Origin of the sequence: Aminobacter aganoensis, from assembly GCF_014206975.1 — a bacterium.
GTDB classification, from domain to species: Bacteria; Pseudomonadota; Alphaproteobacteria; order Rhizobiales; family Rhizobiaceae; genus Aminobacter; species Aminobacter aganoensis.
On the sequence record NZ_JACHOU010000003.1, the window covers coordinates 334,027 to 355,249 of the forward strand.

Annotated in this window: 19 protein-coding genes; 14 read left to right on the forward strand and 5 right to left on the reverse strand. The window is 64.4% G+C overall.

The features are described 5' to 3' along the window. Positions 1-267: 267 nt before the first annotated feature. From GGR00_RS09225 to GGR00_RS09235, 3 genes are read left to right on the forward strand one after another with little or no spacing between them, the layout of a single operon-like run. Positions 268-1,212, forward strand: coding sequence for a Bug family tripartite tricarboxylate transporter substrate binding protein (locus GGR00_RS09225; RefSeq protein ID WP_184699285.1), 945 nt, complete (start codon positions 268-270; stop codon positions 1,210-1,212). Beyond that, positions 1,209-1,697: a tripartite tricarboxylate transporter TctB family protein gene (locus GGR00_RS09230; protein ID WP_055980850.1), complete on the forward strand. Its 489-nt coding sequence runs from the start codon at positions 1,209-1,211 to the stop codon at positions 1,695-1,697. The genes GGR00_RS09225 and GGR00_RS09230 overlap by 4 nt, the downstream gene beginning before the upstream one ends. 29 nt (positions 1,698-1,726) lie before the next feature. Further along, the gene (locus GGR00_RS09235) at positions 1,727-3,283 is read left to right on the forward strand and encodes a tripartite tricarboxylate transporter permease (protein ID WP_055980847.1); all 1,557 of its coding nucleotides are present in this window, start codon (positions 1,727-1,729) and stop codon (positions 3,281-3,283) included. 207 nt (positions 3,284-3,490) lie between these two features. On the opposite strand, the gene GGR00_RS09240 is transcribed toward GGR00_RS09235, so the two are convergent. Then, positions 3,491-3,655: a hypothetical protein gene (locus tag GGR00_RS09240; RefSeq protein WP_184117403.1), complete on the reverse strand. Its 165-nt coding sequence runs from the start codon at positions 3,653-3,655 to the stop codon at positions 3,491-3,493. Positions 3,656-3,928: 273 nt separating this feature from the next. Here GGR00_RS09240 and rimP point away from each other — a divergent pair, with 273 nt between their 5' ends. The 10 genes from rimP to GGR00_RS09290 all read left to right on the forward strand — a co-directional run bounded on the left by rimP (position 3,929) and on the right by GGR00_RS09290 (position 16,179). After that, on the forward strand, positions 3,929-4,561 hold the full coding sequence (rimP, locus tag GGR00_RS09245; RefSeq protein ID WP_055980844.1) for a ribosome maturation factor RimP: 633 nt from the start codon (positions 3,929-3,931) through the stop codon (positions 4,559-4,561). 51 nt (positions 4,562-4,612) lie between these two features. Beyond that, positions 4,613-6,205, forward strand: a complete 1,593-nt coding sequence (gene nusA, locus GGR00_RS09250) for a transcription termination factor NusA (RefSeq protein ID WP_055980841.1) — start codon at positions 4,613-4,615, stop codon at positions 6,203-6,205. Between the two features lie 32 nt (positions 6,206-6,237). Continuing rightward, a complete protein-coding gene (locus tag GGR00_RS09255; RefSeq protein WP_055981041.1) occupies positions 6,238-6,888 on the forward strand; it encodes an RNA-binding protein in 651 nt (216 codons plus the stop codon). After that, a complete protein-coding gene (gene infB, locus GGR00_RS09260; protein WP_055980839.1) occupies positions 6,885-9,503 on the forward strand; it encodes a translation initiation factor IF-2 in 2,619 nt (872 codons plus the stop codon). The genes GGR00_RS09255 and infB overlap by 4 nt, the downstream gene beginning before the upstream one ends. Positions 9,504-9,617: 114 nt before the next feature. Further along, on the forward strand, positions 9,618-10,025 hold the full coding sequence (gene rbfA, locus GGR00_RS09265) for a 30S ribosome-binding factor RbfA (protein ID WP_184699286.1): 408 nt from the start codon (positions 9,618-9,620) through the stop codon (positions 10,023-10,025). 1 nt (position 10,026) lies between these two features. Further along, positions 10,027-10,974, forward strand: coding sequence for a tRNA pseudouridine(55) synthase TruB (gene truB, locus GGR00_RS09270; RefSeq protein ID WP_184699287.1), 948 nt, complete (start codon positions 10,027-10,029; stop codon positions 10,972-10,974). A 62-nt stretch (positions 10,975-11,036) separates the two neighbouring features. Beyond that, the gene (corA, locus tag GGR00_RS09275; protein WP_055980830.1) at positions 11,037-12,125 is read left to right on the forward strand and encodes a magnesium/cobalt transporter CorA; all 1,089 of its coding nucleotides are present in this window, start codon (positions 11,037-11,039) and stop codon (positions 12,123-12,125) included. A 57-nt stretch (positions 12,126-12,182) separates the two neighbouring features. Continuing rightward, a complete protein-coding gene (gene rpsO, locus GGR00_RS09280; RefSeq protein WP_280137974.1) occupies positions 12,183-12,557 on the forward strand; it encodes a 30S ribosomal protein S15 in 375 nt (124 codons plus the stop codon). 370 nt (positions 12,558-12,927) lie between these two features. Beyond that, positions 12,928-15,075 carry a polyribonucleotide nucleotidyltransferase gene (gene pnp / locus GGR00_RS09285; protein ID WP_184699288.1) on the forward strand — a complete coding sequence of 716 codons (2,148 nt, stop codon included), beginning with the start codon at positions 12,928-12,930 and terminating at the stop codon, positions 15,073-15,075. A gap of 87 nt (positions 15,076-15,162) precedes the next feature. Then, complete coding sequence (locus tag GGR00_RS09290; protein WP_184699289.1) at positions 15,163-16,179, forward strand: class I SAM-dependent methyltransferase; 1,017 nt, start codon at positions 15,163-15,165, stop codon at positions 16,177-16,179. A 2-nt stretch (positions 16,180-16,181) separates the two neighbouring features. Here the strand turns inward: GGR00_RS09290 and GGR00_RS09295 are convergent, their stop codons facing one another. The 4 genes from GGR00_RS09295 to fabA form a co-directional block, all read right to left on the reverse strand. After that, a complete protein-coding gene (locus GGR00_RS09295) occupies positions 16,182-17,720 on the reverse strand; it encodes a putative bifunctional diguanylate cyclase/phosphodiesterase (RefSeq protein ID WP_184699290.1) in 1,539 nt (512 codons plus the stop codon). Positions 17,721-17,912: 192 nt separating this feature from the next. Further along, the gene (gene fabI / locus GGR00_RS09300) at positions 17,913-18,725 is read right to left on the reverse strand and encodes an enoyl-ACP reductase FabI (protein WP_184699291.1); all 813 of its coding nucleotides are present in this window, start codon (positions 18,723-18,725) and stop codon (positions 17,913-17,915) included. 10 nt (positions 18,726-18,735) lie between these two features. After that, positions 18,736-19,959 (reverse strand): beta-ketoacyl-ACP synthase I, encoded by a 1,224-nt coding sequence (fabB, locus tag GGR00_RS09305; protein WP_055980816.1) that lies wholly within the window; start codon positions 19,957-19,959, stop codon positions 18,736-18,738. A gap of 30 nt (positions 19,960-19,989) precedes the next feature. Then, on the reverse strand, positions 19,990-20,511 hold the full coding sequence (gene fabA / locus GGR00_RS09310) for a 3-hydroxyacyl-[acyl-carrier-protein] dehydratase FabA (protein ID WP_055980813.1): 522 nt from the start codon (positions 20,509-20,511) through the stop codon (positions 19,990-19,992). A 249-nt stretch (positions 20,512-20,760) separates the two neighbouring features. Between fabA and irrA the strand changes: the two genes are divergently transcribed. Then, a complete protein-coding gene (irrA, locus tag GGR00_RS09315; RefSeq protein WP_055980811.1) occupies positions 20,761-21,186 on the forward strand; it encodes an iron response transcriptional regulator IrrA in 426 nt (141 codons plus the stop codon). The last annotated feature ends 37 nt before the right edge of the window (positions 21,187-21,223 follow it).

Here is a 21,223-nt window from a genome sequence, read left to right on the forward strand (position 1 = left end):
ATGTCAGGTTGCTGCGATAGGGAAGTTTTGGCCCAACCGTTGGAGGCGGCGAGGCTCGGAAAGTTCGGGAGGATTTCGAACACGTTTCCGCTAACGGCTACCCGGCGGCGATGCTTTCGCCGAGCAGAGGGGCCGGGAAACGCTGCTATGATGGCAGGCCCCTGGGCCGGCTGGTTCCTTCCCCCGAAAATCCGAGACGCTGCCCAGGCGCGGGCCTCGAAACTGAAAAGCATCTGCACCGCGCATGCGGGCAAGGGAGGAACAGCAATGAAGCAGTTCGTATTGGCAACCATCGTCGCAGGCGCGATCGCCCTGCCGGCTGCGGCCGCCGACTACAAGATCATGGCACCTGCGGCCCCGGGCGGCGGCTGGGACCAGACCGCGCGCTCGATGCAGACCGCGCTCCAGGACGAGAAGATCTCCGCCTCGGTCCAGGTCAACAACGTTCCGGGCGCCGGCGGCACCATCGGCCTCGCCCAGTTCGTCAACCAGGCCAATGGCGATCCGGCACAGCTCATCGTCGGCGGCTACGTCATGGTCGGCGCGATCCTGACCAATGCTTCGCCGGTCACGCTCGACCAGGTCACCCCGATTGCCCGCCTGACCGGCGAGTATGAGGCGCTCGTCGTTCCCGCCGCTTCCGACATCAAGGACATGGCTGGCCTCGTCGCCAAGCTGAAGGCTGATCCGGGTGCTGTGTCCTGGGGCGGCGGCTCGGCCGGCGGCACCGACCACATCACCGCCGGGCTGATTGCCAAGGCCGTCGGCGTCGATCCGACCAAGGTCAACTACATCGCCTATTCCGGCGGTGGCGAGGCGCTTGCCGCCATTCTCGGCGGCCAGGTGACGGTCGGCATTTCCGGCTACGGCGAATTCGCCGAGCAGATCAAGGCCGGCACATTGCGCATCATCGGCATCTCCTCGGATGCAAAGGTCGAAGGCATCGACGCACCGACCTTTAAGGAAGGCGGCGTGGACGTCTCGATCCAGAACTGGCGCATGGTCGCCGCCGCTCCCGGCATCTCGGCCGAGCAGAAGGCAGCAGTGCTAGCCGACGTCGACAAGATGGTCACCTCGGCCTCGTGGACGAAGATCCTCGCCGACAAGGGCTGGGCCAATACCTATCTCGCCGGCGACGAATTCGCAGCGCAGCTGAAGAAGGACACCGAGTCCACCGCCGCGATCCTGAAAGACATCGGCCTGGTGAAATGAGCCTGGACAACCAGCAACAAGAAAAGCGCCGCCCCGATTGGGCGGCGCTTGCCATCGCCGCCGCCCTTTTCGCGGTGGCTGCCGTCATCGCCTGGAGCACCGCCAGCCATGGCGCCGGCGCCAACTATGCCCGCGTCGGCCCGACCACGTTCCCCTATGTGATCGCCATCGCCTTCTTCGGCCTGTCGATCTGGACGGCCATCGAGGCCTTGCGCGGCGACTTCCCCGAGCGCGAGAAACAAGAGATCAGCCCGATCCTGTGGATCATCGGCGGTCTCGCCGCGCAGATGCTGCTGCTCAAGGTGGCAGGCTTCTCGATCGCCACTGGACTGCTCTTCGCGGCGACGGCGCGCGCCTTCGGACGCGGCCCGCTGTGGAAGACGATCCCGCTTGGCATCGTGCTGGCCTTTGTCGTCTACGTCATCTTCGCCAAGGGATTGCAGCTCTCGCTGCCCGCCGGCCCGCTCGAACACCTGGTGTTCTGAGCGAAACTTACAAGGGAGCGCGGCTCTAAATGGATACCTTCGGTCTGCTGGCGCAGGGACTGCTGACGGCTCTCGAGCCGATCAACATGCTCTATGCGCTCATCGGCGTCACGCTCGGCACCGCTGTCGGCGTTCTTCCTGGCATCGGCCCGGCGCTCACCGTCGCCCTGCTGTTGCCTGTCACCTACAAGCTCGATCCGGCCGGGTCGCTGATCATGTTCGCCGGCATCTATTACGGCGGCATGTATGGCGGCTCGACGACGTCGATCCTGCTCAACACGCCGGGCGAAAGCGCCTCCATCGTCACCGCGCTGGAGGGCAACAAGATGGCGCGCAACGGGCGTGGCGGCCCGGCACTGGCGACGGCGGCGATCGGCTCCTTCGTTGCCGGCCTGCTCGCCACCATCGGCCTCGCCTTCATCGCCCCGACCGTCGTCAAGATGGCGCTGTCCTTCGGCCCGGCCGAATATTTCGCGCTGATGATCCTGGCCTTCATGACCGTCTCGGCAGCCTTCGGCGATTCGACGCTGCGCGGGCTGACGGCGCTGTTCATCGGCTTGGCGCTCGGCCTCATCGGCATCGACCTCCAGACCGGCCAGGCGCGCCTTGCCTTCGGCATCCCCGACCTGCTCGACGGCGTCGAGGTGACGACGCTTGCCGTGGCGCTGTTTGCCGTCGGCGAAGCGCTCAGCGTCGCTGCCAGCAAGGGTGGCGATTCGACCATCCAGGCGATCAAGGGCTCGGTCTGGATGACCCGCGAGGACTGGCGCCGGTCATGGAAACCGTGGCTGCGCGGCACCGCGATCGGCTTCCCGATCGGTGCGATGCCGGCCGGCGGCGCCGAAATCGGCACCTTCCTGTCTTATTCGGTGGAAAAGAACCTGACCACCAAGCCCGAGGAATTCGGCAAGGGTGCCATCGAAGGTGTCGCGGGTCCGGAAGCGGCCAACAACGCTTCTGCCGCCGGCACGCTGGTTCCGTTGCTGACGCTCGGCCTGCCGACTACGGCGACGGCCGCGATCATGCTGGCCGGCTTCCAGCAGTTCGGCCTGCAGCCCGGACCGCTGCTGTTTGCCACCAACCCGCAGCTCGTCTGGGGCCTTATCGCCTCGCTGCTGGTCGCCAACCTGATGCTGCTGGTGCTCAACCTGCCGCTGATCGGCGTGTGGATCAAGCTTCTGACCATCCCGACGCCATGGCTCTATGCCGGCATCCTGCTGTTTGCGACCCTTGGCACCATCGGCGCCAACTCGGCCGTGTTCCAGCTCAACGTCTTCGGCCTGTTCAGCTGGCCGATGTCGTTCGAGTTGGGCATGCTGCTGGCGTTCGGCCTGCTCGGCTACGGCCTGCGTCGCTTCGGCTATCCGATCGCGCCGGTCGTGGTGGGCCTGATCCTGGGGCCGATGGCCGAGCAGCAACTGCGGCGGGCCCTGGCCATCAGCCAGGGCGACCCGATGATCCTGGTGCATTCGCCGATCGCGATCGTGCTGCTGCTGCTGGCGGCAACGGCCGTCCTGCTGCCGCTCTACCTGCGCGCCCGCGGACGCGGCAAGGTGCTGGCCCAGCTCGGCGCAAGCGAAGACTGACATCGCAGCGCCTCTGAAACGAAAAAAGCCGAGGCCCGGATTTCCGGCCTCGGCTTTTTCATGTGCCTCGCAGGGGAGGCGGGTTCTCCAGGGACAGAGCGACGGTCAAGACAACCTGCCGCTCCGGAGCACGGTCCGACTGCCCAGCGTCTCGGCATACGCCAATGACGCGACCAGCGGTGTGCGCTCTCTACCCTGAGTGCCTGATCAGTATTTGCGGATGCGGTCGAAGTGGCGCGGATCGATGCCGAGCATCACCAGATCCTGGTTGGTGGGGCGATGACCGCGCTCGACGGCTGCTGCGGCAGCGACGGCGCTACCAAAGGTGCGGACCAGTACGCCAATGCGGCCAAGGGGCTTGCGGGTGTTCATCTCTCTATCCTCTTTTGCGCTGCATCATCATTTCTTGTGCAACGCAACAAATATAGGTGACGCAAAGGGAAGCGGTAGGGGCATCTGCGCATGCTTGCCATGCATCCGCTGCATTGGTCGGCTAATTCACCGGTCCTGGACGCAGCCGGCCTCAGGACTTGAAAGCCGCGCCGCCTTCGGCTATATCAGCCTCAAATTCTTGGTCGGTATGACGAAGAGTGGGTCCACCCGGTCCCGCTCTTTTTTGTTACCTGCCGACCGTCTGGAGAACCAATGACCGAAAACGCAGTCGAACAGACAGGCGATGACCGCATCATCCGCGAGACCGGCATCGACGCCCGCATCGCCCTGATCGTTCAGCCCGTCCTTCGTGCGATCGGCTTCCGCCTCGTCCGTGTCAGGCTGTCCGGCCAGAACGGGCTGACGCTGCAGATCATGGCCGAGCGCGACGACGGAACGATGACCGTCGAGGATTGCGAAGAGGTGAGCCGCGCGGTTTCGCCTGCCCTCGATGTCGATGATCCGATCGAAAAGGCGTATCATCTCGAAGTGTCGTCGCCGGGCATCGACCGGCCGCTGGTGCGCAAGTCGGATTTCTCGACCTGGATTGGCCATCTCGTGAAGATGGAAACCTCGGTCGTGGTTGCCGACCGCAAGCGCTTCCGCGGCAAGATCGCCGAGGCGGACGACGAAGGCATCCTGATCCAGCGTGACCAGGCGGCCTACGGCGAGGAGCCGACCGTGCGCGTGCCTTTCGAGACGATCTCGGACGCCCGGCTGATCCTTACCGACGATCTCATTCGCGATGCCCTGAGCAAGGACAATCAGGCGCGCAAGGAAGCACGGAAGCGTCGTGGCGAGCCCGAAGACGGGCCTGAAGACGAAGAAACCGAAACGGAAGATTGATAGAGCCGTGCGGCTGGGCCAGGTCCGGCTGGAAGCTCGGGGAGAAAGACAATGGTTGTAAGCGCCAACAGGCTCGAACTGCTGCAGATCGCCGATGCGGTCGCCCGCGAAAAGTCGATCGACAAGTCGATCGTCATCGCTGCGATGGCCGATGCGATCCAGAAGGCCGCGCGCTCGCGTTACGGTCAGGAGACCAATATACGCGCCGACATCAACCCGAACACGGGCGAGATGAAGCTGCAGCGCCTGATGGAAGTGGTCGAAAAGGTCGACGACTACGCCACCCAGATCGCATTGTCGTCGGCACGCGAGCGCAACCCCGACGCCCAGCTCGGCGACTTCATCGCCGAACAGCTGCCGCCGATGGATTTCGGCCGCATCGCCGCCCAGTCGGCCAAGCAGGTCATCGTCCAGAAGGTCCGTGAAGCCGAGCGCGACCGCCAGTACGACGAATACAAGGACCGCATCGGCGAGATCGTCAACGGCACCGTCAAGCGCGTCGAGTATGGCAACGTCATCGTCGATCTCGGCCGTGGCGAGGCGATCATCCGCCGCGACGAGCTGATCCCCCGCGAAAACTACAAGTATGGCGACCGCGTCCGCGCCTACGTCTACGACGTGCGCCGCGAGCAGCGCGGCCCGCAGATCTTCCTGTCGCGTACCCATCCGCAGTTCATGGCGAAGCTGTTCACCATGGAAGTGCCGGAAATCTACGACGGCATCATCGAGATCAAGTCGGTTGCCCGCGACCCCGGTTCGCGCGCCAAGATCGCCGTCATTTCGCGTGACAGCTCGATCGATCCGGTCGGCGCCTGCGTCGGTATGCGCGGTTCGCGCGTCCAGGCAGTCGTCGGCGAGCTCCAGGGCGAAAAGATCGACATCATTCCGTGGTCGCCCTCGGCAGCTTCGTTCATCGTCAACGCCCTGCAGCCGGCCGAAGTCGCCAAGGTCGTTCTCGACGAGGACGCAGAGCGCATCGAAGTGGTGGTTCCCGACGACCAGCTGTCGCTGGCCATCGGCCGTCGCGGCCAGAACGTCCGCCTTGCCTCGCAACTGACCGGCTGGGACATCGACATCCTGACCGAGCAGGAAGAATCGGAACGCCGCCAGAAGGAATTCGTCGAACGTTCGACCCTGTTCATGGAATCGCTCGACGTCGACGAGATGGTCGGCCAGGTGCTCGCCTCCGAAGGCTTCACCAGCGTCGAGGAAGTCGCCTATGTCGATGCCGACGAAATCGCCTCGATCGACGGTTTCGACGAGGACACGGCTTCCGAGATCCAGACCCGCGCCCGCGAATATCTCGAAAAGATCGAGGCCGAGCACGACGAGAAGCGCAAGACGCTCGGCGTGCAAGACGAACTGCGCGAAATCCCCGGCATCACCACCGCGATGCTGGTGGCATTGGGCGACGACGGCGTGAAGACGATCGAGGACTTCGCCGGCTACGCCGCCGACGATCTCGTTGGCTGGAAGGAACGCAAGGACGGCGAGACGAAGTTCTTCCCCGGCGTGCTTGCCGACTTCGGTGTCTCGCGCACCGACGCCGAACAGATGGTCGTTGCTGCCCGTCGCATGGCCGGCTGGATCACCGAGGACGAAGTTGCGTCCGAGGAAGAGCCTGCCGACGTCGCCGGTGAGTGATGTGAGGCGGGCCGGAGAATCCCTTGGACGAGATGAACGATCGCACCTGCATCGTCACGCGCAAGACCGCCGAACCGGATGATCTGATCCGGTTCGTCGTCGGTCCGGATTCGGCCGTCGTTCCCGACCTCAAGAGAAATCTGCCCGGCCGTGGTTGCTGGGTGACTGCCGACCGCCTACATATCGACAAGGCCGCCGCCAAAGGCGCGTTTGCCCGCGCCTTCAAGAAGCCGGTCGTCGTGCCGCCCGAATTGGGCGCCATGGTCGACGGCCTGCTCGCGAAATCGGCGCTCGGCGTGCTCGGGCTTGCCCGCAAGGCCGGGCTCGTGGCTCTCGGTTCCGCCAAGGTCGACTCCTCGGTGCGCGCCGGCAAGGCCCTTCTGGTACTCCATGCCTATGAGGGCGCCGAGGACGGCGTCCGCAAGATCACCCAGGCCCGCAAGGCCACAGTGCATATAGGCGGGCCTGCAACGCCTGCCTACAAACTTTTTTCGGAAGCCGAATTGGGTTTGGCATTGGGGGCAACAAATGTGATACATGCTGCCGTCCTCGCGGGAGACGCGGGCAAGGCGGTCGCAAAGCGCATGGTTGCGCTTGACCGATATCGGGGCGGATCCCCGGATGATCTGGCAATGATTGCGGCGATTGCCTACGACGATGATGCCGCAGAGGATATGGAATGAGCGATAGCAAATCGGGCGATGACAACACGTTGAGCGTCACTCCGAAGAAGACCTTGACGCTGAAGCGCCCGGGCTCGGAGCAGGGAACCGTACGCCAGAACTTCTCGCACGGCCGCACCAAGCAGGTCGTCGTGGAGACGAAGAAGCGTAAGTTCTCCATGCCCGGCGACAAGCACGAGCCTGCGCCGGCCGCAGCTGTATTTGCGCCCAAGCCCCAGTCGGCAGCTCCGGTTGCCCCGGCTCCGGTGGCTCCAGCTCCGGTGGCCGCAGCGCCCGCGCCTGCGCCGGTCGTGCGCGAGACGCCGCGGCCGCAGCCCGAGCGTTCGGGCATGGTGCTGAATGAATTGTCGCGCAGCGAGATGGATGCACGCCGCCGCGCGCTCGAGGGCTCCGTCGCGCGTGAGCAGGAAGATCGCCTGCGCGCTGCCGAAGACGCACGTCGCCGTGCCGAGGAAGACGAGCGCCGCCGCAAGGAGCGCGAAGAATCCGCGCGCCGCCAGGCCGAGGAAGAAGCCCGTCTCAAGACCGAGGCTGAATCGCGCCGTCGCGCCGAGGACGAGGCGCGCCGTCGTGCGCCGGCCGCCGCTCTCGAAGCCAACGTGCCCGACGAGGACAAGCCGAAGGGCCGCGTCGTTCCCGGCGTCGCCGCGGCAACGCCGATCCGCCGCATTGCGACCCCCGAGATCGCGCGCCCGGCCAAGACCAAGACCGAGGACGACCGTCGTCGCGGCAAGCTGACGCTCAACACGGCGTTGTCTTCCGCGGATGGCGATGCGCGTTCGCGTTCGCTGTCGGCGATGCGTCGCCGCCAGGAGAAGTTCAAGCGTGCGATGCACCAGGAGACGCGCGAGAAGATCGTGCGCGAGGTCATTCTTCCTGAGACGATCACCATCCAGGAACTGGCCCAGCGCATGTCCGAGCGCGCCGTCGAGGTCGTCAAGTTCTTCATGAAGCAGGGCCAGATGCTGAAGCCGGGCGACGTCATCGACGCCGATACGGCTGAACTGGTGGCCGGCGAATTCGGCCACACGGTTCGCCGCGTTGCCGAGTCCGACATCGAGGAAGGCCTGTTCGACATCGCCGACCACAGCGCAACGCTGATTTCGCGTCCGCCGGTCGTCACCATCATGGGCCACGTCGATCACGGCAAGACCTCGCTGCTCGACGCCATCCGCAATGCCAACGTGCAGTCGGGCGAAGCCGGCGGCATCACCCAGCACATCGGCGCCTACCAGGTCGAGAAGAACGGTCAGAAGATCACCTTCATCGACACCCCCGGCCACGCCGCCTTCACGGCGATGCGTGCCCGCGGTGCGCAGGCGACCGACATTGCGATCCTGGTGGTTGCGGCCGACGACAGCGTCATGCCGCAGACGGTCGAGTCGATCAGCCATGCCAAGGCTGCCGGCGTGCCGATCATCGTGGCGATCAACAAGATCGACAAGCCTTCGGCGGACGCCAACAAGGTCCGCACCGAGCTGCTGCGCCACGAGGTGTTCGTGGAATCAATGGGCGGTGAAGTGCTCGACGTCGAGGTTTCGGCCAAGAACGGCACCAACCTCGACAAGCTGCTCGAGGCGATCCTGCTGCAGGCCGAAGTTCTCGACCTCAAGGCCAACCCCGACCGTACGGCCGAGGGCGTCGTCATCGAGGCCAAGCTCGACAAGGGCCGTGGTCCGGTCGCGACCGTGCTGGTCCAGACCGGTACGCTGATGCCGGGCGACATCCTCGTCGCCGGCAACCAGTGGGGCCGCGTCCGTGCGCTGGTGGACGACCGCGGCACGCATCTCGAGGAAGCACCGCCGTCCATGCCGGTCGAGATTCTCGGCCTCCAGGGCACGCCTCTGGCCGGCGACCGCTTCGCGGTGGTCAACAACGAGGCTCGCGCCCGCGAGATCACCGAGTACCGCCAGCGCCTGGCGCGCGACAAGGCTGTCGCCAAGCACGCCACGCAGCGCGGCTCGCTCGAGCAGATGATGTCGCAGCTGCAGTCGTCCGGCCTCAAGGAGTTCCCGCTCATCATCAAGGGTGACGTGCAGGGTTCGGTCGAAGCGATCATCGCGGCTCTCGACAAGCTCGGCACCGACGAGGTGCGCGCCCGCATCGTCCATTCGGGCGCCGGCGCCATCACCGAAAGCGACGTCACGCTTGCCGAAACCTCGGGTGCGGCGATCATCGGCTTCAATGTCCGCGCCAACGCGCAGGCGCGTCACGCCGCTGAACAGTCGGGCATCGAGATCCGCTACTACAACATCATCTACAGCCTCGTGGATGACGTTAAGGATGCGATGTCGGGCCTGCTGTCGCCGGAGCGTCGCGAAACCTTCATCGGCAATGCCGAGATCCTCGAAGTCTTCAACATCACGAAGACCGGCAAGGTTGCGGGTTGCCGCGTCACCGAAGGCAAGGTCGAACGCGGTGCGGGCGTCCGCCTGATCCGCGAGAACGTGGTCATCCACGAAGGCACGCTCAAGACGCTCAAGCGCTTCAAGGACGAAGTCTCCGAAGTGCCGGTCGGCCAGGAGTGCGGCATGGCCTTCCAGAACTACGAAGACATGCGCGCAGGCGACGTCATCGAGTGCTTCCGCGTGGAGATGGTGACCCGGAGGCTCTAGGCCTCCGGCATTTGCCCAGTCGTTTGGACGGTGGCCGTTCGGCCGCCGTCCGTTTTCGTGCAGCAGGACGCGCGGTCCCATTCCGTCTCCTGCGACATATGGATTTTCAGGACCATGTCGCGTTTTCAGAGTTCCGGCCCATCCCAGCGCCAGCTTCGCGTCGGCGAGCAGGTGCGCCATGCGCTGTCCGAAATGCTCCCGCGCGGAGAGATCATCGATCCGGTGATCGAGACGACTGTCATTTCGATCACCGAGGTGCGCATGTCGCCCGACCTCAAGATCGCCACCGCCTTCGTGTCGCCGATCGGCGCCAAGGATCCCGACGCGGTCATCGAGGCGCTCAATAAATACGCCAAGTTCATCCGTGGCCGCGTTTCATTCGCCCTCAAGCAGATGAAATACATGCCGGAATTCCGCTTCCGGCTGGACACCAGTTACGACAATTTCGCCAAGATCAACAATCTGCTGCGCTCGCCCGAAGTGGCGCGCGACCTCGACGGCGAAGAAGACAAGGAAGACTGACATGTCGCGTCGCGGCAAGAAGAAAGGCCGGCCTGTCTCCGGCTGGCTGGTGCTGGACAAACCCGTGGGCATGGGCTCGACCGAGGCCGTCTCCAAGATCAAGTGGCTGTTCAATGCCGAGAAGGCCGGCCATGCCGGCACGCTTGACCCGCTCGCCTCCGGCATGCTGCCGATCGCGCTGGGCGAGGCCACCAAGACCGTGCCCTATGTCATGGACGGCGCCAAGGTCTACCGCTTTGCCGTCTCCTGGGGCGAAGAGCGGTCCACCGACGACCTCGAAGGCCCGGTGACCAAGAGTTCCGACAAGCGTCCTTCCGAGGACGAGATCCGCGCCATCATGCCGAACTACACCGGCGTCATCATGCAGACGCCGCCTCAGTTTTCGGCGATCAAGATCGCCGGCGAGCGCGCCTACGATCTCGCCCGCGAGGGTGAGACGGTCGACATCCCGGCGCGCGAGGTCGAGATCGGCCGGCTCGACATCGTCGAAAACTCCACCGACCGCACCGTCTTCGAAATCGAATGCGGCAAGGGCACCTATGTCCGCTCGCTCGCCCGCGACATGGGCCGCGATCTCGGCTGCTTCGGCCATATCTCCGAGCTCCGCCGCACCGAAGTCGATCCCTTCACCGCCGAGGACTTCGTCACCATCGCCGAGCTGGAAGCCGCTCGCGCCGCCGGCCAGCCGGATGGCGAGGAGGGCAGCTGGGATTTCACCGCCATCGATGAGTTCGTGGTCGACACTGCCGCCGCCCTCGACTGTCTGCCGCAGGTCGCGGTGACCGACGAGGCCGCCAACAAGATCAGGCTCGGCAACCCGGTCATCGTGCGCGGCCGCGACGCCCCCGTCGAGGCGGAGGAGGCCTGTGCCACCGCGCGCGGCAGGCTGGTGGCGATCGGTGCCATCGAGCAGGGCATGTTCAAGCCCAAGCGCGTCTTCACCGCCTGACACTTGTTTGCAATCGCCGTTTCCGATTGGATCGTCCCAGATGATTCCGCAGGCGAAGCGCGATGGCAGAGGCTGAGACAATAGCAACACGTCCATCGCGACACGCGCGGCGGGCCCCCGTGGGGGCCTCGCCCGGAACGTTGATCGCGGATCCGTCCGCCAAGCAATCGGCCCTCAACCTGACGCTGATTTCGCCCGACGCGTGCGAATTCATCAACAACGCCAGCCTCGACGACGTGGCAGCCGCTTGCGAGCAATGGCCGCTGATCTGGCTAGACTGCGTCGGCCTCGCCGACATCGCGCTGATCGAGGAAATCGGCAACATCTTCAGCCTGCACACGCTGGCGCTCGAGGATGTGGTCAACGCCGGCCAGCGCCCGAAGGCCGAATTCTTCGACGATCATGCCTTCTTCGTGCTCTCGATGATCGACGATGCCAAGAGCGCACGCTACGAGCAGATTTCATTCTTCTTCGGCGAGAACTTCGTCGTCACCTTCCAGGAGCGCGAGGGCGATCCGTTCGAGCCTGTCAGGCAGCGCATCCGCATCTCGAATCCAAGCCGGCTGCGCCATCGCAAGGCCGACTATCTCGCCTATGCCCTGATCGATGCCGTGGTCGACAGCTACTTCCCGATCGTCGATGCCACCGGCGACAAAGTCGATGCGATCGAGAACGAGCTGCTCAACGCGCAGCCGCAGCCGCGGCCGAAGGAACATATCGGCGAGCTGCACGGCCTGCGTCGGGCGACCAACCTGCTCAAGCGCACGCTTTGGCCGCTGCGCGATGCCCTGACGACCCTCATCCGGTCCGATGCGGCCTTCATCTCGGCCGAGACCAAGGTCTACCTCAACGACACGCTCGACCACGCGATCCGGCTCACCGAAACCGTCGAGTCGCAACGCGAGACCATGATCGGGCTGATCGAAATGCAATTGTCGTTGTCGCAGGCGCGCACCAACGAGATCATCGGCGTGCTGACCATCGTGTCGGCGATCTTCATCCCGCTGACCTTCCTTGCCGGCATCTGGGGCATGAACTTCGACCATATGCCGGAACTCAAGTCGGCCTATGGCTATCCGGCGGCGCTCGGCTTCATGGCCCTCGTGGCCGTCGCGCTGGTGGTGATTTTCAAACGCCGCAAGTGGCTCTGAACCCCGGCCGGGAGCCGGCTTGCGAAATAGCTGGCATTTGCCGCCAAATTCCACTATATGCGCCGCAACATCGCGTCTTTTGCCGCTTTGTTCATCGGCCCCAGCTGGACGACATCCCGGCCGTGGGCGTCCCGTTTCCTCAAGATCGAAAGGAAAAACACGATGTCGATCACTGCCGAGCGCAAGTCGGAACTCATGAGCGAATTCGCAACCGTCAAGGGCGACACCGGTTCTCCGGAAGTCCAGGTTGCCATCCTCTCCGAGCGCATCAAGAACCTGACCGAGCACTTCAAGGACCACAAGAAGGACAACCACTCCCGTCGTGGTCTTCTGGCGCTCGTCTCCCAGCGTCGTTCGCTGCTTGACTACCTCAAGCGCAAGGACGACTCGCGCTATCAGTCGCTGATCGAGAAGCTCGGTCTGCGCCGCTGACGAATTGACCGGCGGGCTCTCCTTGTGGGGGCCCGCCGGTCGCGCATTCAGGGCCATCAACCGGGTGGTCCCTCGGCCCGATCCTGCCACAGGGGTGCGGTCGCGTCGAAAAGGTTCCGGAGCGCCAAAGGGAAGCGCCCGAACCGCCCATGGACGGTCATGGGGCAGGATTGCAGGACGTTCGGTCGGCCGCCTTCGCGGCCCATATCCACCACCGAGCTTCTTGTTGTCTTGCCCGTGGCTGGCCAAACCGAAGCCAGGCACATGATCCATCAGGAAAGCCCAGTGGTTTTCCGGGATCCGTGCCTAACACCAGGGAATGGGCGCGCCGCAAAGCGGTGTTTGCCTCTCCCGCTACGAAGGACAAAATATGTTCAATCACCACAAAGTCGAAATCGAATGGGCCGGCCGTCCGCTCATCCTCGAGACCGGCAAGATCGCGCGTCAGGCTGACGCCGCCGTGCTCGCCACCTATGGCGAGACCGTCGTTCTCGCCACCGTCGTTTCGGCCAAGGAGCCGAAACCGGGCTTCGATTTCTTCCCGCTGACCGTCAATTACCAGGAAAAGACCTACGCAGCCGGCAAAATCCCGGGTGGCTACTTCAAGCGTGAAGGCCGTCCGAGCGAGAAGGAGACGCTGGTCTCCCGCCTGATCGACCGTCCGATCCGTCCGCTCTTCGCCGACGGCTACAAGAACGACACCCAGGTCGTCGTCACCGTCGTCCAGCACGACCTCGAAAACGATCCGGACATTCTGTCGATCGTCGCCACCTCGGCTGCCCTGACGCTTTCGGGCGTGCCCTTCATGGGCCCGATCGGTGGCGCTCGCGTCGGCTACATCAACGGCGAATACGTGCTCAACCCGCACATCGACGAGATGCAGGAATCGAAGCTCGACCTCGTTGTCGCCGGCACCGATGCCGCCGTGCTGATGGTCGAGTCGGAAGCCAAGGAACTGGCCGAAGACGTCATGCTCGGCGCCGTCATGTTCGGTCATCGCGGCTTCCAGCCGGTCATCGACGCCATCATCAAGCTGGCCGAAGTTGCTGCCAAGGACCCGCGCGACTTCACCTCGCCCGACAATTCCGATCTCGAAGCCGAGATGCTGAAGATCGTCGAAGGCGAACTGCGCGACGCCTACAAGAACATCGACAAGCAGGCCCGCTACGCCGCCGTCGACGCGGTCAAGTCCAAGGTCAAGGCTGCCTTCGCTGCCGAAGGCGACGAAGCTCCGAAGTGGTCGGCCGACAAGGTCGCCACCGTGTTCAAGGAACTCCAGGCCAAGATCGTGCGCTGGAACATCCTCGACACCGGTTCGCGCATCGACGGCCGCGACCTCTCGACGGTCCGCCAGATCGTTTCCGAAGTCGGCGTCCTCCCGCGCACCCACGGTTCGTCGCTGTTTACCCGCGGCGAGACCCAGGCGCTGGTCGTTGCCACGCTCGGCACCGGCGAAGACGAGCAGTATGTCGACGCGCTGACCGGCATGTACAAGGAAAAGTTCCTCCTTCACTACAACTTCCCGCCCTACTCGGTCGGCGAGACCGGCCGCATGGGTTCGCCCGGCCGCCGCGAAATCGGCCACGGCAAGCTCGCCTGGCGCGCCGTGCGTCCGATGCTGCCGGCTGCCGAGCAGTTCCCCTACACGCTGCGCGTCGTCTCCGAGATCACCGAGTCCAACGGCTCGTCGTCGATGGCCACCGTCTGCGGCACCTCGCTGGCGCTGATGGATGCGGGCGTTCCGCTGCAGAAGCCGGTCGCCGGCATTGCCATGGGCCTGATCAAGGAAGGCGAGCGCTTCGCCGTTCTCTCCGACATCCTCGGCGACGAGGATCACCTCGGCGACATGGACTTCAAGGTTGCCGGCACGACCAACGGCATCACCGCCCTGCAGATGGACATCAAGATCGACGGCATCACCGAAGAGATCATGAACATCGCGCTCGGCCAGGCCAAGGACGGCCGCCTGCACATCCTCGGCGAAATGGCCAAGGCTCTGTCGGAAGGCCGTTCGGAGCTCGGCGAGTTCGCTCCGCGCATCGAGGTCATGCACATCCCGACCGACAAAATCCGTGAAGTCATCGGCTCGGGCGGCAAGGTCATCCGCGAGATCGTCGAAAAGACCGGCGCCAAGATCAACATCGAGGACGACGGCACGGTCAAGATCGCTTCGTCGAACGCCAAGGAGATCGAGGCGGCCAAGAAGTGGATCCACACCATCGTGGCCGAGCCGGAAGTCGGCGAGATCTACGAAGGCACCGTGGTGAAGACCGCCGACTTCGGCGCCTTCGTCAACTTCTTCGGCCCGCGCGACGGTCTCGTCCACATCTCGCAGCTTGCCAACGACCGCGTTGCCAAGACCTCGGATGTGGTCAAGGAAGGCGACAAGGTCTGGGTCAAGCTGATGGGCTTCGACGAGCGCGGCAAGGTCCGCCTGTCGATGAAGGTCGTCGACCAGGCCACCGGCAAGGAAATCGCCAAGGAAAAGAAGGCCGAAGGCGAAGAAACCGCAGCCTGATAGGCTCGACAGCTGTTATGAAGCGGGCGCGGCCGAAAGGTCGCGCCCGTTTCGTTTGAGTAGACCAGACAACACCGGAAATCGGCCATGGCCCGCGATGCACTGAAGACGCTGTTCTACCCCTTCGAGGCCGAGGTTCTGGCGATGCCGGGGCAGGGCACCCGTGCGCTCTTCATCGGTGCCGAGCCGGGCTTCAGGAAGCCGCAGGGCTTCGACGCAAAGCTTTCCCTGGTTCAGGGCTTCAGGCCGCATGTGCTGGCGCTGGCGGCCGCTGGACACGATGTTGCGGCGAGCGCCGAGGAAGACGGCTACGACGTTGCCCTGGTGCTTGCCGGCAGGCACCGCGGCCTCAACGAACTGCGTGTCGCCGAGGCGATCGAGCGCGTGGCGGCGGGTGGCCTGATCGTGATTGCCGGCGGCAAGGACGACGGCATCGCCAGCCTGCGCAAGCGGCTGGGCTCGCTGGTCGAGATCGAGGACCACCTGCCCAAATATCATGGGACGGCGCTCTGGTTCCGCCGCACGGCGCAGGCCGAGGTCGCGTCCGCAATATTGCGCGCGGACAATCCCGGGCAACTGGTCGAGGGGCGTTTCCGCACCGCACCGGGCATGTTCTCGTTCGAACGCGTCGACGCCGGTTCGCGCCTGCTGGTCGACAACCTGCCTTCCGACATCAAGGGCAAGGTCGCCGATTTTTGCGCCGGGTGGGGCTATGTCGCGGCCGAGGTCGCCGCCCGGGCGCCGGGCCTCACGGCGCTCGACCTGTTCGAGGCCGATTTCGATGCGCTCGAGGCGGCCAGGGTCAACGTGCCCGACGCACCTGTCGCGCCCGCCTTCCACTGGCAGGACCTGGTCAAGGAGCCGGTCGAGCGGCGCTACGACATGGTGGTGATGAACCCGCCCTTCCACCTCGACCGCGATGCCGATCCCGAGATCGGCCAGCGCATGATCCGGGCGGCGTCTGCCGCGCTCAAGCCGGGCGGGCGGCTGTTCATGGTGGCCAACCGCCATCTGCCCTACCAGCCAGTGCTGGCGGCGACATTCTCGTCGGTTCAGGAAATCGCCGTCGACAGCGCCTTCAGGGTCTACGCCGCCAAGCGCTGACCTCAGTGTACACTGGCCGTGCGGTCGGCGGGAACGACAAGCCCGGCATCGCCGAGCACCAGCGGCGCCGGACGGCCGAAGAAATAGCCCTGCACCACCTGGCAGCCCGCCGCCCTGAGCAGGGTGGCCTGGTTTTCCGTCTCTACGCCCTCGGCGATGGTGCGCACGCCGAGCGCCCTGGACAGGCCGACGATGGTCGAGACCACGGCGCCGGAATTGCTGTCGGTCTCCATGCGGCTGACGAAGGAGCGGTCGATCTTGAGCTTGTGGAACGAGAAGTCGATCAGGTAGGCGAGGTTCGAATAGCCGGTTCCGAAATCGTCGACCGCCACCGAGATGCCCATCGCTGTCAGTTGCTTCAGGATCTGGGCGGCGCGGTCGCGGTCCTGCATCATCGCCGATTCGGTCAGCTCCAGCTCGAGCCGCTTGGGCGCGATGCCGGTTTCCTTGATGATCCTCTCGACGATGCCGACGAAGTCGCGGGTCATGAACTGGACCGGCGAGATGTTGACCGCCACGAAGCAGTCTTCCGGCAGCAGGCGGGCATCGGTGCAGGCCTTGCGCAGCACCCATTCGCCGATCGGCGCGATCATGCCGGTTTCTTCGGCGACCGAGATGAACTCGCCCGGCGGGATCGTGCCGCGCTCGGGGTGATGCCAGCGGATCAGCGCCTCGTAGCCGACGACGCGGCCGGTCGGCAGGTCGAGCTGCGGCTGGTAGTGCAGGTCGAAGTCGCCGCGCTCGAAGGCGACATGCAGTTCCGACTCGACCCATTGGCGGTGATCGGCGACGCGGCCCATCTCAGGCTGGAACACGGCCCAGTCGCCGATGCCGCTGGCTCGCGCGTTCTGCAGCGCCAGGTTGGAGCGGCGCAGCAGCGTCACCGGGTCGTAGCCGTCCTTGGGCATGGCGACGACGCCGACAGACACGTTGACCGACTGGAGGTGTGACGGCAGCTGGTAGGGCCGCATCAGGTCGTGGATCAGGCGGTCGATGAGGGCTTCGAGAGAGCCCTGCAAGGCCGGGTCGGGACTGAGGATGGCGAACTCGCCGGCGCCGATGCGGCCGATGACCACGTCGCGCGGCAGTGCGGCCTTCAGGCGCGCGGTAAAGGCCCGGATCAGCGCGTCGCCATTGCTGTAGCCGATGGCGTCGTTGATCTGCTTGAAGCGGTCGATGTCGACGTCGATGAGGAACACCGGCTTGCCGGTTCGCGCCGTGGCCGACGCCGCCTCGGCGATCTTGCCGACCATCGCCGTCCGCGCCAGAAGCCCGGTCAGCTTGTCGAAATGGGTCTCGTTGAAGACATAGTCGGCCGATTCGTCGATGCCGGCAAAGAACGACATTGCCGCGATCGATGCAGCGAGCGCGCAAAGCGCGGCGATGATCGTTGCAGCGACATCCGAGGGCATGCCGCCGACATTGGCTCCGAGGGCGAACCTCAGCCCCCACATGCCGAATACGAAACTGCCCAACCCCGCACTGGCGATGGTGACGAGCCGAAACAACGGGCTTCGACGGGGATTCCTGACGGCAGGCATGCGTGACTTTCCTAACTTGCGTGGCATCACTACCGATTCGCTCGTTAAGATCGCTTGCGGCGATTGTCTACAATTTTAACGTCGGGAGAGATTTTACAGCGCCGCATGTCCGCTGGAACGCGCGAAAGACGCTGTAGGAGCATGAATTGGCGCATGGCGCTTCGCGGAAATCGAATCCGATTCCCGGGCGCGTCAGTCGCGCCCGCCATCCATTTGCTTGAGTTCGTCCAGCGTCGGCATCGAGACGATGTGATAGCCCGAATCGACGTAGTGGATCTCGCCGGTGACGCCCGACGACAGGTCGGAGAGCAGGTACAGCGCCGAACCGCCGACCTCGTCGAGGGTCACTGTGCGCCTGAGCGGCGAGTTGCGCTGCTGGTAGGAGAACATGTGGCGGGCATCGGCGATGCCGGCACCTGCCAGCGTGCGCACCGGACCGGCCGAGATGCCGTTGATGCGGATGCCGCGCGGGCCGTAGTCATTGGCGAGATAACGCACGCTGGCCTCGAGGCCGGCCTTGGCGACGCCCATGACGTTGTAGTTGGGCATGACGCGCACCGACCCTGCGTAGGTCAGCGTGATCATCGAGCCGCCGTCGTTCATCAGGGCTGCTGCATGCTTGGCGACCTCGGTGAACGAGAAGCACGAGATGACCATGGTGCGCACGAAGTTGTCGCGCGTGGTGTCGGCGTAGAGGCCCTTGAGCTCGTTCTTGTCGGAAAAGCCGATGGCGTGGACCAGGAAGTCGATGCCGCCCCACTTTTCCCTGAGCGTCTCGAAAGCGGCCACCACCGAGGCGCTGTCCTCGACATCGCAGGGCACCAGTATGTCGGCACCGACCTTCTCGGCCAGCGGCTTGACGCGGCGGCCGAAGGCCTCGCCCTGGTAGGTGAAGGCAAGCTCGGCACCGTGTTCGGCGAGCTTCTGCGCGATGCCCCAGGCAATCGAGTGGTCGTTCGCGACGCCCATGATGAGCCCGCGCTTGCCCTTCATCAATCCGTCCATGTCGGTGTCCCTATGCGGAGAGGCGCTGGAAAACGAGCGTGGCGTTGGTGCCGCCGAAGCCGAAGGAGTTGGACAGCACCGTGTCGATCTTGGCGTTGTCGATGCGCTTGCGCACGATCGGCATGCCTTCGAACTCCGGGTCGAGCTCTTCGATATGGGCGCTCTCGCCGATGAAGCCGCCCTGCATCATCAGGATCGAATAGATCGATTCCTGCACGCCCGCCGCACCCAACGAGTGGCCGGTCAGCGACTTGGTCGAGGTGATGTTGGGCAAATTGCCGGCGAAGACTTCGCGGATCGCGCCCATTTCCTTGCTGTCGCCCACCGGCGTCGAGGTGCCGTGGGTGTTGATGTAGTCGACCGAACCCTTCACCGTCGACAGCGCCTGGCGCATGCAGCGCATCGCGCCTTCGCCCGACGGGGCGACCATGTCGTAGCCATCGGAGGTGGCGCCGTAGCCGACCAGTTCGCAATAGATCTTGGCGCCGCGCGCTTTGGCATGCTCGAGCTCTTCAAGCACCAGCACGCCCGCGCCGCCGGCGATGACGAAGCCGTCGCGGTTGACGTCATAGGCGCGCGAGGCGACCGGGGCGCGATCGTTGTACTTGGACGACATGGCGCCCATGGCGTCGAACAGGTTCGACATGGTCCAGTCGAGGTCTTCGTGGCCGCCGGCGAACATGACGTCCTGCTTGCCCCACTGGATCATCTCGGCGGCGTTGCCGATGCAATGCGCCGAGGTCGAGCAGGCCGAGGAGATCGAATAGTTGACGCCGTGGATCTTGAACCAGGTGGCGAGCGTGGCGGACGCCGTCGACGACATCGCCTTCGGCACCGCGAACGGCCCGATGCGCTTGGGGCTGTTGTTCTTCTGGGTGATTTCGGCGGCTTCGACGATGGTGCGGGTCGAAGGACCGCCCGAACCCATGATGATGCCGGTGCGCGGATTGCCGGAAATGACGCTCTCTTCGAGGCCGCTGTCGGCGATCGCCTGCTTCATGGCGACATGGTTCCACATGCCGCCCTGCGACAGGAAACGGGCGGCGCGACGGTCGACGAGCTCTGTCGTGTCGAGGTTCGGCGCGCCCCAGACCTGGCACTTGAAGCCGTGCTCGGCAAAGGACTCCGAAAAGCTGATGCCGGACTTGGCGTCACGCAGCGAAGCTTGAACCTCGGAGGCGTTGTTACCGATGGACGATACGATGCCAAGGCCAGTTACGACGACACGTCTCATGAGAATCTCCGGTCCAGTGTATGGGGCCGATCAGACGGCCGAGGCTTCCTGCTTCGAGAGCCCGACCTTCAGGTCGGTAGCCTTGTAGATAGGTTCGCCGTCGGCCTTCAACCAGCCGTCGGCGATGCCGAGCACCAGGCGGCCGCGCATGACGCGCTTGAAGTCGATGCCGTATTCGACCTTTTTGACCGAAGGCGTGACCATGCCCTTGAACTTCACCTCGCCGGTGGAGAGCGCCATGCCCTTGCCCTGTTCGCCGAGCCAGCCGAGATAGAAGCCGGTCAGCTGCCACATGGCGTCGAGGCCGAGGCAGCCCGGCATGATGGGGTTGCCGATGAAGTGGCAGGGGAAGAACCACAGGTCCGGCTTGATGTCGAACTCAGCGCGGACGAAGCCCTTGTCGAACTCGCCGCCGGTTTCGCTGATCTCGGTGATGCGATCGAACATCAGCATCGGCGGGGCCGGAAGCTGGGCATTGCCGGGGCCGAACAAGTCGCCGCGGGCACATGCCAGCAATTCTTCGTAGCCGTAGCTGGATTTCTGATCGGCCATGAACACCTTCCCCGTATAAGTTCTCGGGCGGTGCCGCCCTTCCTGTGTGCTCTCACTAGCACAGACTGTTTGCAGCCGGAAACCGGCGTTTGCGATTAACGCGCCCATCCGCCTGGGTCAATGCGCGCTATTGATCGCATTTGAACGACAGAATATATGTCAGGCATAGCTTGCCGGCGTTCTATTCGGATCTAGAAGCGCCCGGCGGATTTTTTTGAGGCGAAGGCAACCTTCGACGAGGCAAACCGAGTGGATTCCCGCAAGGCCAGTATTGCTGTGGAAACGCGTGTGCGCGATGCGGGCCTGAGGCCCACGCGGCAGCGTATTGCGTTGGCCGAACTGCTGTTTGCCAAGGGCGATCGCCATCTTTCTGCGGAAGAGCTGCACGAGGAGGCGCTCGGCGCCGGCGTGCCGGTGTCACTGGCGACTGTCTACAACGCGCTGCACCAGTTCACCGAATCCGGTCTGCTGCGCATCCTCGCGGTCGAAGGCTCGAAGACCTATTTCGACACTAACACCTCGGACCACCACCATTTCTATGTCGAGGGTGAGAACCGCATCTTCGACATCGAATCGAATTCGGTCTGCGTCACCAACCTGCCGGAACCGCCGGAAGGCATGGAGATCGCCAATGTCGATATCGTGGTGAGGCTGCGGCCCAAGCGCCCGGCCTGATCTCCGGGCAGCCCCGGTTTTCGGGGCCTTTCTTCAT

Coding starts and splice junctions, on each gene's coding strand:
- GGR00_RS09225 (WP_184699285.1), top strand. CDS start 268: ATGAAGCAGTTCGTATTGGCAACCATCGTCGCAGGCGCGATCGCCCTG.
- GGR00_RS09230 (WP_055980850.1), top strand. CDS start 1,209: ATGAGCCTGGACAACCAGCAACAAGAAAAGCGCCGCCCCGATTGGGCG.
- GGR00_RS09235 (WP_055980847.1), top strand. CDS start 1,727: ATGGATACCTTCGGTCTGCTGGCGCAGGGACTGCTGACGGCTCTCGAG.
- GGR00_RS09240 (WP_184117403.1), bottom strand. CDS start 3,655: ATGAACACCCGCAAGCCCCTTGGCCGCATTGGCGTACTGGTCCGCACC.
- rimP (WP_055980844.1), top strand. CDS start 3,929: ATGACCGAAAACGCAGTCGAACAGACAGGCGATGACCGCATCATCCGC.
- nusA (WP_055980841.1), top strand. CDS start 4,613: ATGGTTGTAAGCGCCAACAGGCTCGAACTGCTGCAGATCGCCGATGCG.
- GGR00_RS09255 (WP_055981041.1), top strand. CDS start 6,238: ATGAACGATCGCACCTGCATCGTCACGCGCAAGACCGCCGAACCGGAT.
- infB (WP_055980839.1), top strand. CDS start 6,885: ATGAGCGATAGCAAATCGGGCGATGACAACACGTTGAGCGTCACTCCG.
- rbfA (WP_184699286.1), top strand. CDS start 9,618: ATGTCGCGTTTTCAGAGTTCCGGCCCATCCCAGCGCCAGCTTCGCGTC.
- truB (WP_184699287.1), top strand. CDS start 10,027: ATGTCGCGTCGCGGCAAGAAGAAAGGCCGGCCTGTCTCCGGCTGGCTG.
- corA (WP_055980830.1), top strand. CDS start 11,037: ATGGCAGAGGCTGAGACAATAGCAACACGTCCATCGCGACACGCGCGG.
- rpsO (WP_280137974.1), top strand. CDS start 12,183: ATGCGCCGCAACATCGCGTCTTTTGCCGCTTTGTTCATCGGCCCCAGC.
- pnp (WP_184699288.1), top strand. CDS start 12,928: ATGTTCAATCACCACAAAGTCGAAATCGAATGGGCCGGCCGTCCGCTC.
- GGR00_RS09290 (WP_184699289.1), top strand. CDS start 15,163: ATGGCCCGCGATGCACTGAAGACGCTGTTCTACCCCTTCGAGGCCGAG.
- GGR00_RS09295 (WP_184699290.1), bottom strand. CDS start 17,720: ATGCCTGCCGTCAGGAATCCCCGTCGAAGCCCGTTGTTTCGGCTCGTC.
- fabI (WP_184699291.1), bottom strand. CDS start 18,725: ATGGACGGATTGATGAAGGGCAAGCGCGGGCTCATCATGGGCGTCGCG.
- fabB (WP_055980816.1), bottom strand. CDS start 19,959: ATGAGACGTGTCGTCGTAACTGGCCTTGGCATCGTATCGTCCATCGGT.
- fabA (WP_055980813.1), bottom strand. CDS start 20,511: ATGGCCGATCAGAAATCCAGCTACGGCTACGAAGAATTGCTGGCATGT.